Below are 16,545 nucleotides of genomic sequence, written 5' to 3' on the forward strand. Positions count from 1 at the left end.
AGTAAGCGCGCAGGCGCCGTGCAAGGTCCCAGGTCGGTTTATTTGATTGCGCCGGGTCAAACCTCGAAGTGCTCGGCCAAGGCGTCGGAAAAATGCGTGCAATTGATGCGCGTGTAGCGTTGGTAGTCACGGCTCACCGCGAATGCAGAGCCGGGCATCAGCAGGATCTTGTGTTGCTCCAGTTTACGCACGAAAGGTTGCAGGTCGGGCAGGTCCGGGTGGTATACCCAGAGGAACATACCCCCTTGCGGTGCAATGTCGAACTGCCAGCCGCGCTCGAGCAGCAAGCGTTGGGTTTGCACTTGCTGGCGGATCAGGCGCTGCTGCACGTCTTTCATGTGCCGGGCATACGTGCCATCCGACAATATGGTGTTGACGAAGCGTTCGCAAAACGCGGGGACAGCGACGCAGGTCAGCAGTTTAAGGCGTGTGAGCGGCTCGATCAGGTCTTGCGAGCAGGCAATGAACCCCACGCGCAGCGAGGCCGACAGGCATTTGGAGAAGCTGCCGATGTAGATAACCCGGTCAAGGTTGTCCAGCTCGGCAAAGGTCTGGCGCACAGCAGGGCTGAAGTCCCCATAAACGTCGTCCTCGACCACGAAGAACTCGTGCTCCACCGCCAGGCGCAGGACGCTGAAGGCGTTGTGCGGGCTGATGTTGCTGCCGGTCGGGTTGTGGAAGGTGCTGTTGCAGAAAAACGCCTTGACCTTGTGCCTGGCCAGGTGGCTTCTCATTTCTTCCACGTCCGGCCCGTCCTGGGTCCGCCGAATGCCGACGACGTGTCCGCCAGCCAGTTGGATCAGCTTGATCAGGTTGCCGTTGCCCGGCTCGTCGACGAACACGTGGTCGCCCGGTTTGATCAGCAACCGTGCAACCAGGTCCAGGCCTTGCGTGGCCCCCAGTGTGGTCAGCAACTGGTTGGGGCGGACTTCGACACGGGTTAGCCGTTTCATGTGCACGCACAGCTGTTTGCGCATGGGCAGGTATCCCTGGATGTCGCCGTACTCTGCCAGCGAGCTCTGCTCCAGCCGCGCCGTGCGACGAATCGCCTTGGCCAGCAGTTCGGTGTCGCGCCACGCTGGGGGCAGCCAGCCGCTGCCCAGCTTGGTGAAGTGCTGGCCGCCCTGCAGCAGCCGGAACAGCGGGTCGCCGGCCATGCATTCGGGTTCGTGGATCACGCTGGTTTGCCGGGCGCGGTTTGCCACGAAGTAGCCTCGCCCGGGTGATGCCGTCAACACACCTTCGCTGACCAGCTGGGCGTAGGCCGACACGACGTCGTGGTAACTGAAGTCCACTGCAGCGGTCAGCTTGCGGATGGAGGGCATGCGTTGCCCGGGCAACCACTCGCCTGCATCCAGGCGTTGTTTCAAAAGGTGATGAAGGCTGCAGGGGATCATGGCAGGTCCGAAACCGTTAGAAAAAAAAGCCTAACAGTTAACGGAAATGCTTGTCGACTGTTCGTTTGCAAATGGCCAGCACATGCCAATATCCCTGTGTCGGAACTTTCGGCTGCCAACAAAGGCGGCACTTTTAGCGTCTGTGCAGACCAGACAACTGGATATCAAGCCCATGCACCCAATGGACATGCAATCAGCCGTCATTGCCAGGCTTCCTGTCCCTGACGAACTGGAGTCATTCAAAGTTGTAAAGAATCTTGTGACCTCGGCTTTATTGGAGTGTTGTTCAATCGTCGAGTTCGAAGCACTGAAAGAAACACCGATCATAGAAACTGTGACTGAACAGGCACATGCCGATTTACAGGCATTTGCCATGAAAGATCCGGCTGCCGGCCGCGACCTGGTATTCATTGCAAAAACCTACACCTCTTATTCTGCGGTTTTGCATTATCGGCTTGCCCATTGGATTTACAACAATAGCGCCGCGACCTACGGCGCCGGCGGTCAATGCCTGGCCGCCATGATCTCCAGGCGCGGAAAAATGCTTTCGGGGGCGGAGATCCATTTCCGCAGCCGCATTGGTGCGCGCTTCATCATCGATCACGGCATGGGCACCGTCATTGGTGAAACGTCGACCATTGGTGACGATTGCTACGTGCTTGGCGGCGTAACCCTGGGCGCCCGCGGTATCAGTGACAACCCCTCGAGCCCCAGGCATCCGACGTTGGGTAACCGGGTGCAGATCGGCGCTTTCGCCAGTGTGCTGGGCGCAATTCATGTCGGTGACGGTGCGTTTATCGGGCCGGGCTGCATTGTTACCAAAGACGTCCCGGCCGCTGCCCGGGTACAGGTTAAAACATCATTGCAGGTGGTATTGGAATCATGAACGCTCTGAACTATGAAGTTTTAAGAAATACCGAGAAACTGTATTACAAAGACCAGTATTTGGCGGGCGCGAATACGCAAGTAGCGCGGGTGCACAGTGACGGCATCGAGTTGCTGAGTACGGTGGCCTATCCAGAAGGGGGCGGCCAGGAAGCGGACTTCGGCACCATTGAATTACCGGTGGGTACCGTGCGATTCGTCTGGGTTAAAAAACTCTACGGTAGCCCTATTCGCCTGGAAGGGTTCAAAGGTGGAAAACTGGGCGGCATCATTATTCACAGCCTGCACCCTGATGATTTGCACTTGCTGGATGAAGTCACGGTAGGCATGCCGGCCCGCGTCACTATCGATATCGAACGGCGCGAACGGCTGACGTTGTCTCACAGTGCCAGCCACTTTCTGTATGCCGCCGCCATCGGGCTGCGTGAAGAATTGAAGCAATGGACTATCGGCTGCCATATCAAGGAGGACACGGCACGTTTCGACTTCCTGGTCGAGGACGCGTTCACGGCTGAAGACGTACTTGAAATAGAACGACGGGCGAATGAACTGATCGGCTGCGATGCGCCCATCGAGCACTACGCGGTTCAAGGCCTGGAAGACGCGCGTTTGTGGACCTACAACGGCATCGAAATCCCGTGCGGTGGCACGCACCTCGATTCGCCTCGGCGCATCGGGCGCCTTGGCGTCAAGCGCAAACGCCTGGGTAAAGGCAAGGAACGGCTGATCTGCGTGTTCCCCGAGGCCGAAATCGACCTGTCCACTTATCACGAGCACGCATTATGAACAGCACGTTACCGCGGCGCACGTACCTGTACTTCACGGCACAGTCGATCAACCTGACGACTGCCGTGATGTCGGTGACGATGGCGGCCATTGTCGGGGCTGCGCTGGCGCCTGATGCCGCATGGTCCACGGTGCCGTACGGGTTCCAGTTTCTGTGCCTGATGCTGGCAACTTATCCGGTCTCCAGGCTGATGAGCCGCATCGGCCGTAAAAAGGCGTTCATGCTGGGCGCGATTCCCCTGGCGCTGTCTGGCGTCAGCGGCTTTCTGGCGGTGGAGCACCACCATTTTCCAACGCTGGTCCTCAGCCACTCTGCATTGGGTGTGTACATCGCGTTCGCCAACTTCAACCGGTTCGCGGCAACCGACAATCTTTCCCAGGCCTTGAAGCCCAAGGCGCTTTCGCTGGTCGTGGCGGGCGGGGTCATCGCGGCTGTCGTCGGGCCGACGCTTACCGAGTGGCTGCGTGACGTGGGTGGCTACCCACTGTTTTCGCTGTGTTATGCCGCGTTTGTCGGCCTGGCGTTGCTTTCATTGTTGATTGCGCTTTGCCTGCCCAACGATGCCGGTATGGCCAGCGCGGTCAACAGCGCAGCAAAGCCGGCCAGTGTCCGTGCCGAGCCGGCAGGCCCGAGCGTGGTTGTGGCAATGGCTGTCGCTGCGTTGGGCTACGGGATCATGAACCTGCTGATGATCCAGGCCTCGATGCACATGAAACACATGCACGAGGACTTCACTGACGTCCGCCTGGCGATCCAGTGGCATGTGATTGCCATGTTTGCCCCGTCGTTCTTCACCGGCGCCATCATCCAGCGGCTGGGTATCAAGACCACCATTTGCGCGGGCCTGGCCCTGTTGATCGGTTGCTCGGCGATGAATATCTGGTCGCACAGCTACGCCATGATGACCCTGGCACTGATTGCCCTCGGGCTGGGCTGGAACCTCACTTACGTAGGCGGAGGTGCCTTGCTGGCCCAGTCGCTGCAGAACAGCCCGGCAGCGATGCAGATGCAGGGCAAGAACGACTTGGCCATTGCCATTTTTGCCACCCTCGGCGCATTCAGCCCTTCGCTGTTGCTCAGCTCGGTCGGCTGGGACGGTACCAACGCCATCTGCATGGTCCTCTGCCTGGGGCTGCTGGTTGCCACTGCCGGCCTGCTGCAGAACAAGGTCGGCCTGCAAACTTCAATGGAAGGTAGCCGCAAATGAGCGAGCTCATCAGTGTCAGCGATCGTATCTACACCAAGCTGGAAATGAACAACCCGGGCGGTAGCCACAAATATCGGGCGGCGCGGCGGATCGTCGAACATGCCGTGCGCAAGGGTGAGATCATTCCCGGGGTGACGACCGTCATCGAAAAAACCGGTGGCAGCTTCGGCTTTGGCTTGCTGGCGGCCTGCCACAAGTACCAGGTCGCCGTAGAGCTGGCGGTGGGGCTGAGCTTCAGCCAGACCAAGCGGGATCTGCTGGAGTGTTTCGGTGCCCGACTGATCGGCAAGGAAATGCTGATGGCCGGTGCCACACCCAAGGACGTGGTGATGCATCACCTGGATAACCAGGCCGCGCTGGGCAAGTCATACTTCTACACCGACCAGTTCAACAACCCGGTGGGCATCGAAGCCCATCGTTATCAGACCGCCAGTGAACTGGCCGTGCAACTGACCAACGCCGGGGCAGGGCGGCAGATCCTGTTCGTGGGCTGTGCGGGTACTGGCGCCAGTTTCACGGGTATCACCCTGGGGCTGAAGGACCATGGCTTCGACGTGTCGACGGTACTGGTCGATCCCAATGGCTGCGATTCGAGGGCTGGCGTGTTCGCCGACCATCGTTTTGAAGGCATGGCCGTGGGCGTTTGCCCGCCGTTCATGGACTGGTCGCTGGTGGACGAGCGGGCCCAGGTGCAACATGCAGAAATGCTGGCCGCACAGCGCTGGTTCTACATGCAGAGTGGCATTTTTGTCGGTAATACAGCCGCTGCCTGCCTGGCGGTTGCCCAGCGCATGGCCCAGCACCCGCGGTATGTCGAGACCACCCTGGTGACCATCGCCTATGATGCCGGCCTCTGGTACCAGGACCTGTTGGGGGCAAACCGGCGAAAGGCCGCGTAGCCACCTGTGTCAGGCTCATGATCCAGAGGCTGGCACGGTAACTGTGGGAGCGGGCAAGCCCGCGAAGCAGGCGACGCTGTGGATGGCACGGGCTTCGCCCGTGTTCGCGGGCGCGCCCGCTCCCACAGTGTTCGAGCCATCTCTCAGATTTTTATCGCGTCAGTCGATCAGGCGCCGTGGCACTTCTTGTACTTCTTCTCGCTACCGCACGGGCACGGGTCGTTACGGCCAACGTCCTTCAGGGCGTTGCGTACCGGCTCCTGGTGGCCGTGGTTGCAGTGCGGGCCGTGTACATGGCCGTGGTCGTGGTGGTGATCATGGCCATGGTTGCAGTCAGGGCCATGAACGTGGGGTTGTTGGGACATTGCAGGGTCACTCCGGTATGTAATCGTCGGGGATTATCTCACCACTGCGCGAGATGTGCAGGTCCCGATGGATGAGCAACCCGGTCGCCAGTTCGCCCTGCAGGGAGTAACGCAGCGGCTGCTTGCTTCTGAGCAGCTTGGCCAGTGGCTTCAGGTGCTGCCACAGGTTGGTTCGTGCGGTGATCTTGAAAGTGCGCCGTGCATGCCCGCCCACGCTGCGCCATACGCTGGCTTCATCCTGCACCAGTAGCAGGTCATTGAGGCGTATTGCATACGACACGTTGCGAATGAACAGGCGGCTGTCATTGGGGTTGTCGACCCGCAGGTGCAAGACGAACTCCTGTTCCAGCAACCTGGCCTTGACCGTTTCGACCTCGACCAGATGCACTTCGGGCTCGCGCCAGTCCTCGCCCCAACTGGCACAGCCCGTCAGCCATGCCAGCAGCGCACCGAGCAGTAGCAGACGGGTGCGCTTGATCATGTTCAGTTCCCTACGTAGCTGGCGCAGCATTTCTTGAATTTGTGCCCACTGGCGCAGGGGCAGGGGTCGTTGCGCCCGGCCTTCAGCCCGACCGTTGGGTCGATGAAGTACCAGCGACCGGCATGCTGGACGAACGCCGAGCGTTCGCGGTGCTGATGATCGCCGTCTTGGTCGTGCCAGCGCGCGGTGAAGGTGACGAAGCTGTGCTCGGGTTGGCCGCCCAGCACTTCTGCGCTTTCCACCTCCAGGCCCAGCCAGGTGCTCTGTGCACTCCAGTCGGCCATGGCAGCACGGTCCAGGCCGGCTTGCTGGGCTGGTAGGGTGGTGGCTACCAGGTAGTCGACCAGGCCCAGCACGTAGGCACTGTAGCGTGAGCGCATCAGGGCCTGGGCATCCGGTGCCGGGGTACCGGCATGGTAATGCCCGCAGCAGGCGTCAAGCAGGTTGCCACTGCCACAAGGGCAGACCGAGACACTCATCATCACCACCAGTACTTGCCGAAGTTTTCAGGGTTGGCCCAGAACCTGGCATTGAGCCAGTCCGGGACCTGCTTATAGTCATGTAGATCATAGGTGAACAGGCTCAAAACCTGTGGGTCACGGCAGAATTTCTCGCTGGCCGACATGGCCAGGGCGAAAAAGTCGGTGTCCTGCCAGCCGCAGGCAGCCAGGTCGGCCAGCACTGCAACCCGGCTGGCATTGAGGTTGCGAATACCGCCGAGCAGCTCCAGGCCGGTGCGCTTGGGCAAGTGTTCCAGGCAGTCCACCAGTACCGCCAGGTCAAAGCGCTTGGCGGCCAGTTCGGCCGGCAGCGGGCCAGGGGCGGCGGTGTTGATGGTGACCTGGGGGTGTGCCTGGGCGAAGGCGTCCAGCGCCGGAAAGCGCGTACCTACCAGCAGCAGCCGTTGTGGAGTGAAGCGCTCGAGCAGGGCTGCCAGGGCCTGTTGCGGGGTGCGTTTGGAGAAACCTTCGGTCATTGCCATTCCTCGTTCAAGTCATCCAAGACTAGCGGGCTGCGGCGTGCGGGCAAAGAGGCATGTGACCGTGTCGTAGCTTATTGCTGGCAGGGTTGGAATGCGCGGTCTTTACTCCCAGAGATCGGCCTTATGCCGATTCCCCCTAGGAGAAGCAATGAAATGAGCATAGTACGCACAGCGTTACCCCTGGTACTGCTCACCAGTGTGTTGACTGGTTGTGCAGGTTTGCAAAAAACCGACTGGCCGAAATGTGCCGCCGTCGGGGGTGTAGGCGGCGCCGCCCTGGGCGCCATCGAAAGCTCCAGCTGGGCTGGCTGGGGTGCGTTGCTGGGCGGTGGCCTGGCGGCGGGCTATTGCTGGGCCCATGGCGATGGCGACGAGGATGGCGACGGCGTGCCAGACAGCCGTGACAAGTGCCCTGGCACCCCGCGTGGTGTGCAGGTCGATGCCAACGGATGCCCGCCTGAGCCGGTTGCGGTGGTCGAAGAAGTGGTGGTGCAGAAGGAAGAAGTCATTGTCATCCGCGATGTGCACTTCGAGTTCGATTCTGCGCGCCTGACGGCCAGTGACAAAGAGCGCCTCAATACCATTGCCACGCGCCTGAAGCAGGAAGCGCCCTCTGCCCGCCTTAGCGTCAGCGGCCATACCGACAGCGTCGGTTCCGACAGCTACAACCAGAAACTGTCCGAGCGACGTGCCCATTCGGTGACCGATTACCTGGTCGAGAGCGGTGTGCCGCGCAGCAGCTTCGTTTCGGTGGTCGGTGCGGGTGAAACCCAGCCGGTGGCAGACAACGCCACGGCCGAAGGGCGTGCCATGAACCGTCGTACCGAGATCAAGATCCAGCGGTAAGACGGCAGGCGCCCGTGCCTCGAGCAGTGGCACGGGCGCGTCTTCATGCCGGCCAGCCGTTTGTGGCCAATGACACAGGAGCATTCAGCATGAGTGTGACGTCGAAGGCGGCTTTGCCGCTGTTGGTGGCTGCCAGCCTGCTCACGGGCTGCGCTACGCACAGCGATGGCAGCGCGCCCCTCAATCAAAGGACCTGGCCCATCTGCAGCCTGCTGGGCGGCTTGGTCGGTGGTGGCCTTGGTGCCATCGAGAGTTCTTCCTGGGCCGCCGGTGGTGGCGCCTTGGGCGCCATCGCCGGCGGGCTGATTTGTTACGCCCAGGACGGTGACGAAGATGGTGACGGCATTTTCGACCGGCGCGATCACTGCCCCGAGACCCCGGCCAACACGGCGGTCGATCACATGGGCTGCCCACTGAAACAGTACCCGGCCGCGCCACCTGCCAGTGCACCCGAACCCTCGCCAGAGGTGATCACGCTCGATGACAACGGCGCGGTGATGTTCGCCTTCGACTCCGCCGAACTGACGCCGGCGGCCCAGCAACGCCTGCAAGGCCTGGTGGAGAAGCTCAATTCACCGACGGTGGCCAAGGTTCGTGTGATCGGGCACACCGACAGTGTGGGCTCCGACAGCTACAACCAGGCACTTTCCGAACGCCGCGCCAGCAGCGTTGCCGAGTACCTGATCGGCCAGGGTCTGGAGATGGGCAAGGTCACCAGCCAGGGCCGTGGGGAAAGCGAACCGGTTACCGATAACGAAACCGAGGAGGGCCGCGCGCGCAACCGACGGGTGGAGCTGCACCTCAACTGAGTGGTGCTGGCGCCTGCCTGGGCATTGCCGTTAATGTTGTTCGCACGGTTTGCTCGATCAGGCCACCTCGACATGACAACCATCCATAGGGGCGTGGTATGAAGTTCATCCTGGGCCTGGGCAAGGTCCTGACGGTCGCTTTCTGGGGGGTGGTGCTGTTCAATCAGCTGATGCCACAACCCTTGCCCTTCAATCTGCTGATCAATGCCGCAGGCATCGTCTTGTTTGGCCTGCACCTGCTTGAAGTGCTGTTCTTCAATCGCAGCCTGCGCGGGCGCAGTCACCGTTGGTTTGACCGTTTGCAAATCCTGTTGACGGGAATCTTCCATGTCATGTCCATTCCCCGTCCGCGGGAGGCGCCGCGGGTGAACTGATCTTGCAGCGTCTCTCGCTGCGATCCCTTGCAGGAGCGGGCTTGCCCGCGAACACTGGCAACGCCGGTGCCATCCATCGTGGCACCTGCTTCACTGCTGTTTGCACGCAGCGCCTGTCAGATCACCAGTCGCGAACTGGCCACCGCAACGACGGCCAGCCCCAGCAGCAGATTGACCCCCACCATCCGCCGAATGCGCCCCAGTACCGCCGCACCCGTCGGCCAGTCCTCGGCCTGCACCGCTGCCTTCAATTCCGGCAGCAGCAACGCCTGAATGCGCATGAACAAGGCAAACATGGCGATCCCGCCACCGATCATCACGTGCACGTACCGGGGCGCCGTCTCGAAACCGCTGAAGCGCATGTGCAACATGCCGATACCACTTATCGCCAAAATCGCCACCGCCAGCCAGACCCAGCCGAAGAAGCGTCGGAAAACTTCCACCCACAAGCGCAGGCGGGCAGGCCCTTCAAGGGCTACAACCGTTGCCGGGCGCAGCACCAGCCAGGCGAAGAACATGCCGCCGACCCATACGAGTGCGGCCAGAACATGCAGGGTGTAGGGCAGGGCAAAGGCGAGCATTCGGATCTCCATGCGGCAGAAAGGGCAATAGCGGGGTATGATAGCCGCCCCATGCGAAACACTGAAAATATATCCAGCCCTCCGGGCGCCTGCAGACCATGATCAGCAACGAACTCAAAGCCACTATCCAGGGCGCCTATTCGCGTTTTCTCGAAGCCAAGAGCCTCAAGCCGCGCTATGGGCAGCGCCTGATGATCGCCGAAGTGGCCAAAGTGCTTGGCGACATAGCCTGCGACGATGAAGGCCGCCGCGCTGGCGAGCCTGCCGTGGTGGCCGTGGAAGCGGGCACCGGTACCGGCAAGACGGTAGCCTACAGCCTGGCGGCCATCCCGGCTGCCAAGGCCGCCGGCAAACGCCTGGTGATCGCCACGGCCACCGTGGCCCTGCAGGAACAGATCGTCTTCAAGGACCTGCCCGACCTGATGCGCAGCAGCGGCCTCAACTTCAGCTTCGCCCTGGCCAAGGGCCGTGGCCGCTATCTGTGTCTGTCCAAGCTCGACATCCTGTTGCAGGAAGGCCACGCCCAGTCAGCCACGGCCCAGTTGTTCGAGGAAGAAGGCTTCCGCATCGAAGTCGACGAGCGCAGCCAGAAGCTGTTCAACAGCATGATCGAGAAGCTTGCCGGCAACCGCTGGGACGGTGACCGTGACAGCTGGCCAGAGGCCCTGGAAGACCAGGACTGGGCACGGCTGACCACCGATCACAGCCAGTGCACCGGCCGCCACTGCCCCAACTTCCAGCAGTGCGTGTTCTACAAGGCCCGCGAAGGCATGGGCAAGGTCGATGTGATCGTCACCAACCACGACATGGTTCTGGCCGACCTGGCCCTGGGTGGCGGTGCGGTGTTACCTGACCCGCGCGATACCATGTACGTGTTCGACGAAGGCCATCATCTGCCAGACAAGGCGATCGGCCATTTCGCCCATTATTCGCGGCTGCGTTCCACCGCCGACTGGCTGGAGCAGACCGCCAAGAACCTGACCAAATTGCTGGCCCAGCATCCGCTGCCTGGCGACCTGGGCAAGTACATCGAGCAGGTGCCGGAGCTGGCACGAGAAGTACGCACCCAGCAGCAGTTCATGTTCACCCTTTGTGAACAGGTGGCTGACTTCCGTCCCAGCGAGGACACCGAAGGCCGTGAGCGCCCGCGTTACCGTTTCGAGGGTGGGGTGGTGCCGGAGCAGATTCGTGAAGTGGGCATCGAACTGAAAAAGGGCTTTGCCCGCCTCAACGATTTGTTCACCCGCCTGGCTGACCTGCTCAAGGAAGGCATGGACGGCGAGGTCAATATCGGCATCGCCAGCCATCAGGCCGAAGAGTGGTATCCGCTGTTCGGCAGCCTGGTCACCCGTGCCCAGGGCAACTGGGAGCTGTGGACGGCCTTCACCGCCGAAGACCCGGAAGACAGCCCGCCCATGGCGCGCTGGCTGACCTTGGCCGAAAGTGGCGCGCTGTTCGACATCGAAGTCAACGCCAGCCCCATCCTCGCCGCCGATATGCTGCGGCGCAGCCTGTGGAGCGTGGCCCACGGCGCGCTGGTGACCTCGGCGACATTGACCGCGCTGGGCAAGTTCGACCGTTTTCGCATGCGTTCGGGGTTGCCGCGCGACGCAGTCACCTGCGTGGTGCCCAGCCCGTTCGTGCATGGCGATGCCGGCCTGTTGCGGGTCCCCGACCTGCAGGCCGACCCACGCGATGCAGCAGCGCACACCGCGGCGATCATCCGCGAACTGCCGAACATCGTCGAAGATGCCCGTGGCGCGCTGGTGTTGTTCTCGTCACGCAAGCAGATGCAGGATGTGTTTGATGGTCTGGACCGTGACTGGCGCAAGCTGGTGCTCATCCAGGGCAACCTTTCAAAGCAGGAAACCCTGAACAAGCACAAGGCGCGGGTCGACGATGGCCAGCACAGCGTGCTGTTCGGCCTGGCCAGCTTTGCCGAAGGTGTCGACCTGCCGGGTGCGTATTGCGAGCACGTCGTCATCGCCAAGATTCCCTTTGCAGTGCCCGACGACCCGGTCGAAGCTGCGCTGGCCGAGTGGATCGAGGCACGTGGCGGTAACCCGTTCATGGAAATTGCCGTGCCTGACGCCTCGTTGAAGCTGATCCAGGCCTGCGGTCGCCTTCTGCGTACCGAACAGGATCGCGGCGTTATCACCTTGCTTGACCGGCGCCTGGTCACGCAGCGCTACGGCAAGGCTATTCTCAATGCGCTGCCGCCGTTTCGGCGGGAAATTTCCTGATCGCCGGAGCACTTGCGCCGGCGCATTGTCCATTACTCGTCTTGGGCCCATCAGGGTCCTGAAGGAGAGCCTCAGCCTTATGATCCGCCGCACCCTGCCCGCCGTATTCGCCTTGTTGTGCAGTTCGCCCTTGCTGGCCGGGCAGCAAACGCTGTTCAGCTTCGTGCGCCCGGCTTCGGTGGTCAATGTGGCGACGGTGGATGCCGGCATGCCGCAGTACAACGCGGAACAGACGGCCGAGGGCGAGGTGTTGCGGCGTGTGGTGTTCAACCCGGCCCAGCAGCCGACCCTGCGCCTGAGCCCGCAGAGCGGGGTGTGGGACTGGTCCGCCGGGCAGTTCCTGACCTTGCGCCTGCAAAGTGCCATGGATTGGGCATTGACCGTGGATGTCACAGTGCAAGGCAGCGATGGCCGCGTCTTGACCAGCCGTATCGACCTGCCCGCTGGCCCCGCGCAAACCGTGATGGTGCCCCTGACGGCCAGTTCGCCGCTGGACCAGGGCATGCGCGCCGGCCCGCCGATGCCCTGGAACCATGGTGGTCAGCGCCTCCTTTTGACCAGCAGCGCCGGTGCAGTCGACCTCAAGCAGGTGACCTCGGTCAGCCTGAGCATCCCCAGCCCCAAGGTGGCGCAGAGCCTGCTGATCGAGCGTGTCGGTATCCAGGATGACGACCAGGCGTACAGGGCGGCCTACCACGAGCTGATTGATGCTTATGGCCAGTCGACTCGCGGTAACTGGCCCGAGAAGGTATCCAGTGACGAGCAGCTCAAGGCGGCCGATACCCGTGAACAGCAACAGCTCAAGGGCTGGTTGGCAGAGCGCGGCAAGCAGAAACTGGACGCCTACGGTGGTCTGGTGGGTGGGCCGGCCTTTGCAGCCAAGGGTTTCTTTCGCACTGAAAAGCGTGATGGCCGCTGGTACCTGGTAACGCCGGATGGGCACCCGTTCTATTCCCTGGGGGTGAACGCCGTGGCGGCAGACGGCGGGCGTACCTATGTCGCCGGGCGCGAAGGCATGTTCAAGGCCTTGCCCGCTGAGGGCGATGCACTGGCCGCTTTCTATGGCGAAAGCAACAACGACGATGGCAATGCCTCGTCGCAAGGGCGCAATTTCAAGCAGGGGCGCTGGTTCGACTTCTACGCCGCCAACCTGCAGCGTACCTATGGCAAACCCTGCCGGCCCGCAGTGGAGGGCCAGCCAGCCGATTGCGCGCCGCCGGTGCTGGATGCCGACCGCTGGCAGGCGCATGCGCTTGATCGCCTTCAGGCCTGGGGGTTCAACACCGTTGGCAACTGGAGCGAGCCGGCGCTTGGCCAAGCCAGACGCATGCCGTATACCTTGCCGCTGTCGATCGTAGGCGACTACGCCAGCATCAGCACTGGCATGGACTGGTGGGGCCGCATGCCCGACCCGTTCGACCCGCGTTTTGCCATGGCCACCGAGCGTGCCGTGGCCATCGCCGCTCGTGATCACCGTGACGACCCTTGGCTCATCGGCTACTTCGCCGATAACGAACTGGCCTGGGCCGCCCCTGGAAGCGACCCCAAGAGCCGTTATGGCCTGGCCTACGGCACCTTGCGCCTGACCACCGACGTGCCAGCCAAACGCGCATTCCTCAAGCAGTTGCGCGACAAGTATCGCAACCAGGAAGGGTTGTCCAAGGCCTGGGGCATCGAACTGACCGCCTGGGAACTCATGGAAGATCCTGGCTTCGAGGCGCCGTTGCCTGACCCGGAGCACCCGGAAATCGAACGTGACTACCAGCACTTCCAGCGGGTATTTGCCGAGACCTACTTCAAGACCATTTCCGATTCGTTGAAATGGCATGCGCCCAATCACATGCTCCTGGGTGGCCGCTATGCGGTCAGTACACCGGAGGCGGTCAAGGCCTGTGCCGAGTTCTGCGATGTACTGAGCTTCAACTTCTATACCCTCAAGCCGCAGGACGGCTACGACTTTGCCCGCCTGGCAGAGCTGGACAAGCCGGTGCTGGTGTCCGAGTTCCAGTTCGGCTCGCGTGATCGCGGGCCGTTCTGGCCGGGGCCATTGGAGCTGGCGCGGGAAGAGGATCGCGGCCCGGCCTACGCAAACTTCCTCAAGGCCGCCATGGCGCAGCCGATGATCGTTGGCGCGCACTGGTTCCAGTACCTCGACCAACCGGCCAGCGGTCGCCTGCTCGATGGTGAGAACGGCCACCTCGGGCTGGTGGCGATTACCGATATGCCCTATCCAGGGTTTGTCGATGCCGTGCGCAAAAGCAATCTGCAAACCATGAACCAACTGCGTGCCGAGCTGGAAAAACCGGCCCCCTGAGATCAGGCGGATGCAGTCAACCCAGGTGAGAGCGGCCTTGTGTCGCGACCACTTGGCCCAAGCCTGTTTGCAAAACACCCAACTACTGAAACAATGCACACCTTTTTGGATATGGTCGTACGGAGAGCAGCGGGTGCAGATCCAGGGTCACTATGAGCTGAAGTTCGAAGCTGTGCGCGAAGCTTTTGCCGCACTGTTCGATGATCCCCAGGAGCGTGGCGCCGCGCTGTGCATCCAGGTGGGTGGCGAAACCGTCGTTGACCTGTGGGCCGGCAGTGCCGACAAGGACGGCCAGCAGGCCTGGCACAGCGATACCATCGCCAACCTGTTCTCCTGCACCAAGACCTTCGCGGCCGTTACCGCCCTGCAGTTGGTCGGCGAGGGCAAGCTGGCCCTCGATGCCCCGGTGGCCAACTACTGGCCCGAGTTCGCCCAGGCGGGTAAGCAGTCGATCACCTTGCGTCAGCTGCTCAGCCACCGTGCCGGCTTGCCGGCCATTCGTGAGCTGCTGCCGGCTGAAGCCTTGTATGACTGGCAGATCATGGTCGATGCCCTGGCAGCCGAGACTCCGTGGTGGACGCCAGGCACAGAACACGGCTACGCCGCCATCACCTTTGGCTGGCTGATCGGCGAGCTGATTCGCCGTGCCGACGGCCGTGGCCCTGGCGACTCGATCGTGGCCCGCACCGCCCGCCCATTGGGCCTGGATTTCCATGTTGGCCTGGCCGACGAGGAGTTCCACCGCGTGGCGCATATCGCCCGTGGCAAGGGCAATGCTGGAGACAGTGCAGCGCAACGCTTGCTGCAGGTGACCATGCGCGAGCCTGAGGCGCTGTCGACCCGTGCCTTTACCAACCCGCCCGCGATACTGACCAGCACCAACAAACCGGAATGGCGACGCATGCAGCAGCCAGCGGCCAATGGCCATGGCAACGCACGCAGCCTGGCGGGGTTCTATGCCGGGCTGCTGGACGGCAGCCTGCTTGAATCCGAACTGCTCGATGAGCTGACCCGCGAGCATAGCCTTGGCCAGGACCGTACCTTGCTCACCCAGACCCGTTTCGGCCTGGGCTGCATGCTCGACCAGCCCGATGTGGCCAATGCCACCTTTGGTCTCGGCGCCCGCGCCTTTGGCCACCCTGGTGCCGGTGGTTCGGTCGGTTTTGCCGACCCGGAGTACGATGTGGCCTTCGGTTTTGTGGTCAATACCCTCGGCCCTTATGTGCTGATGGACCCACGCGCCCAGAAACTGGTACGCGTCCTTGCCAGTTGCCTTTGATCGGGTAATGCGGGTATTGCCACACCCCTTTGACTATTCTCAATGCCAACGCCTGAAGTTCGTAGGCAAAATATCTTTCTATTTCATGGTGTATCGCTGATGTCTTCACATAAAACCTTAGCACTCGCCCTGTGCCTGACCGCCGTTACCGGCTGCGCCAGTCACTCCCCGGACGGCTCCAAGGAAGGTGGCTCCAGCTGGTGGCCTTTCGGTTCGGACAAGGTTGCCGAGCAGGAAGTGAAGTCAGCCGTCACTGAAAACGTGGCCAAAGCCGATGCCAAATCGGAAAGCTCCAGCCGCTGGTGGTGGCCGTTTGGCGGTGACGACAAGCAAGCCAAGGGGCCGGTGGTACCGAAGATCGATCAGAAGGCCACGCAGGCCTGGCTGGACGAATACGAGCCCAAGCTGCGCGAAGCGATCAAGGACAGCAAGCTGGAGCTGGAGCGTCGTGACAACGTGCTGGCGGTAACCCTGCCGGTGGACAGCTCGTACAATCCTGATCGCCCGAACATGTTGCTGCCCATGTCCCTGGGCCCGATTACCCGCGTTGCCAAGACTGTCGAAGGCGACCCCAAGACTGCCGTGCTGGTACTGGGCCATGCCGACAGCAGCGGCGCCGCCGTTGCCAACCAGAAGCTCAGCCTGGAGCGCGCCGCTTCGGTATCGGCCATCTTCCGCCTCAGCGGCCTGCAGCGTGACCGCCTGACCCTCAAGGGCATGGGTTCGGTGATGCCGCGCGCTGCCAACGACAGCGCCGAGGGCCGCGCCCTGAACCGCCGCGTGGAAATGTTGCTGACCCCGCAAAACACCATGGTCGCGCTGCTGGCCAAATACCAGCAGGCCGCCCCGGCACCCGCCCCGGCCTCGATGGTGGCGGTGCAGGATGCCAAGGCACCCGCTGCCAAGGCCGCTGGTGGCAAACCTGCCGTCAAGGCTGCGGCGAAGAAACCTGTAGCCAAGGCCAAAACGCCTGCGAAGACTGCAGCCAAGAAAAAAGCTGCGCCGGCCAAGCCTGCTGCCAAGAAAGCTGCCGTTGACAAGAAAGTAGCTGCCAACAGCCCTGCGAAGACCAACTGATCGTCAAGGAACCGCAGTA

Annotated in this window: 17 protein-coding genes; 11 read left to right on the plus strand and 6 right to left on the minus strand. The window is 62.1% G+C overall.

Features of this window, described 5'->3' with window-relative positions; translation table 11 throughout:
• Positions 1-56: 56 nt before the first annotated feature.
• Positions 57-1,397 (minus strand): PLP-dependent aminotransferase family protein, encoded by a 1,341-nt coding sequence (locus ACF8O8_RS13100; RefSeq protein ID WP_010952272.1) that lies wholly within the window; start codon positions 1,395-1,397, stop codon positions 57-59.
• A gap of 172 nt (positions 1,398-1,569) precedes the next feature.
• Between ACF8O8_RS13100 and ACF8O8_RS13105 the strand changes: the two genes are divergently transcribed.
• From ACF8O8_RS13105 to ACF8O8_RS13120, 4 genes are read left to right on the plus strand one after another with little or no spacing between them, the layout of a single operon-like run.
• Positions 1,570-2,283, plus strand: coding sequence for a serine O-acetyltransferase (locus ACF8O8_RS13105; protein ID WP_172835037.1), 714 nt, complete (start codon positions 1,570-1,572; stop codon positions 2,281-2,283).
• Entirely contained in the window at positions 2,280-3,068 is a 789-nt protein-coding gene (locus ACF8O8_RS13110) for an alanyl-tRNA editing protein (RefSeq protein ID WP_010952274.1), read from the plus strand. The genes ACF8O8_RS13105 and ACF8O8_RS13110 overlap by 4 nt, the downstream gene beginning before the upstream one ends.
• Positions 3,065-4,276: an MFS transporter gene (locus ACF8O8_RS13115; protein ID WP_392509809.1), complete on the plus strand. Its 1,212-nt coding sequence runs from the start codon at positions 3,065-3,067 to the stop codon at positions 4,274-4,276. Before ACF8O8_RS13110 ends, ACF8O8_RS13115 begins: the two co-directional genes overlap by 4 nt.
• Positions 4,273-5,175 (plus strand): pyridoxal-phosphate dependent enzyme, encoded by a 903-nt coding sequence (locus ACF8O8_RS13120; protein ID WP_010952276.1) that lies wholly within the window; start codon positions 4,273-4,275, stop codon positions 5,173-5,175. The genes ACF8O8_RS13115 and ACF8O8_RS13120 overlap by 4 nt, the downstream gene beginning before the upstream one ends.
• A 167-nt stretch (positions 5,176-5,342) precedes the next feature.
• On the opposite strand, the gene ACF8O8_RS13125 is transcribed toward ACF8O8_RS13120, so the two are convergent.
• Genes ACF8O8_RS13125 through ACF8O8_RS13140 form a run of 4 tightly spaced genes read right to left on the minus strand, consistent with a single transcriptional unit; the run spans position 5,343 to position 6,997 of the window.
• On the minus strand, positions 5,343-5,540 hold the full coding sequence (locus ACF8O8_RS13125; RefSeq protein ID WP_060489328.1) for an SEC-C metal-binding domain-containing protein: 198 nt from the start codon (positions 5,538-5,540) through the stop codon (positions 5,343-5,345).
• A gap of 7 nt (positions 5,541-5,547) precedes the next feature.
• A complete protein-coding gene (locus ACF8O8_RS13130; RefSeq protein ID WP_020191309.1) occupies positions 5,548-6,021 on the minus strand; it encodes an LEA type 2 family protein in 474 nt (157 codons plus the stop codon).
• Between the two features lie 2 nt (positions 6,022-6,023).
• The gene (locus ACF8O8_RS13135; protein WP_003254897.1) at positions 6,024-6,500 is read right to left on the minus strand and encodes a YchJ family protein; all 477 of its coding nucleotides are present in this window, start codon (positions 6,498-6,500) and stop codon (positions 6,024-6,026) included.
• A gap of 2 nt (positions 6,501-6,502) precedes the next feature.
• Positions 6,503-6,997 carry a DUF6231 family protein gene (locus ACF8O8_RS13140; RefSeq protein ID WP_392509810.1) on the minus strand — a complete coding sequence of 165 codons (495 nt, stop codon included), beginning with the start codon at positions 6,995-6,997 and terminating at the stop codon, positions 6,503-6,505.
• Positions 6,998-7,156: 159 nt separating this feature from the next.
• Between ACF8O8_RS13140 and ACF8O8_RS13145 the strand changes: the two genes are divergently transcribed.
• The 3 genes from ACF8O8_RS13145 (at position 7,157) to ACF8O8_RS13155 (ending at position 9,032) form a co-directional block, all read left to right on the plus strand.
• Positions 7,157-7,849 carry an OmpA family protein gene (locus ACF8O8_RS13145; protein WP_010952284.1) on the plus strand — a complete coding sequence of 231 codons (693 nt, stop codon included), beginning with the start codon at positions 7,157-7,159 and terminating at the stop codon, positions 7,847-7,849.
• Positions 7,850-7,938: 89 nt separating this feature from the next.
• Positions 7,939-8,658 (plus strand): OmpA family protein, encoded by a 720-nt coding sequence (locus ACF8O8_RS13150; RefSeq protein ID WP_049588526.1) that lies wholly within the window; start codon positions 7,939-7,941, stop codon positions 8,656-8,658.
• Between the two features lie 98 nt (positions 8,659-8,756).
• Complete coding sequence (locus ACF8O8_RS13155) at positions 8,757-9,032, plus strand: DUF1145 domain-containing protein (RefSeq protein ID WP_003254892.1); 276 nt, start codon at positions 8,757-8,759, stop codon at positions 9,030-9,032.
• A 116-nt stretch (positions 9,033-9,148) separates the two neighbouring features.
• On the opposite strand, the gene ACF8O8_RS13160 is transcribed toward ACF8O8_RS13155, so the two are convergent.
• The gene (locus ACF8O8_RS13160; RefSeq protein ID WP_392509811.1) at positions 9,149-9,613 is read right to left on the minus strand and encodes a CopD family protein; all 465 of its coding nucleotides are present in this window, start codon (positions 9,611-9,613) and stop codon (positions 9,149-9,151) included.
• A gap of 98 nt (positions 9,614-9,711) precedes the next feature.
• Here ACF8O8_RS13160 and dinG point away from each other — a divergent pair, with 98 nt between their 5' ends.
• The 4 genes from dinG to ACF8O8_RS13180 all read left to right on the plus strand — a co-directional run bounded on the left by dinG (position 9,712) and on the right by ACF8O8_RS13180 (position 16,526).
• Positions 9,712-11,856, plus strand: a complete 2,145-nt coding sequence (dinG, locus tag ACF8O8_RS13165; RefSeq protein WP_003254889.1) for an ATP-dependent DNA helicase DinG — start codon at positions 9,712-9,714, stop codon at positions 11,854-11,856.
• Positions 11,857-11,935: 79 nt separating this feature from the next.
• Positions 11,936-14,170: a beta-galactosidase gene (locus ACF8O8_RS13170; RefSeq protein ID WP_392509812.1), complete on the plus strand. Its 2,235-nt coding sequence runs from the start codon at positions 11,936-11,938 to the stop codon at positions 14,168-14,170.
• 133 nt (positions 14,171-14,303) lie between these two features.
• The gene (locus ACF8O8_RS13175; RefSeq protein WP_010952288.1) at positions 14,304-15,449 is read left to right on the plus strand and encodes an EstA family serine hydrolase; all 1,146 of its coding nucleotides are present in this window, start codon (positions 14,304-14,306) and stop codon (positions 15,447-15,449) included.
• Between the two features lie 99 nt (positions 15,450-15,548).
• Positions 15,549-16,526: an OmpA family protein gene (locus ACF8O8_RS13180; protein ID WP_049588531.1), complete on the plus strand. Its 978-nt coding sequence runs from the start codon at positions 15,549-15,551 to the stop codon at positions 16,524-16,526.
• Positions 16,527-16,545 lie beyond the last annotated feature (19 nt).

It is taken from the genome of Pseudomonas sp. TYF_14 (genome assembly GCF_043105275.1).
Taxonomy (GTDB): domain Bacteria; phylum Pseudomonadota; class Gammaproteobacteria; order Pseudomonadales; family Pseudomonadaceae; genus Aquipseudomonas; species Aquipseudomonas alloputida.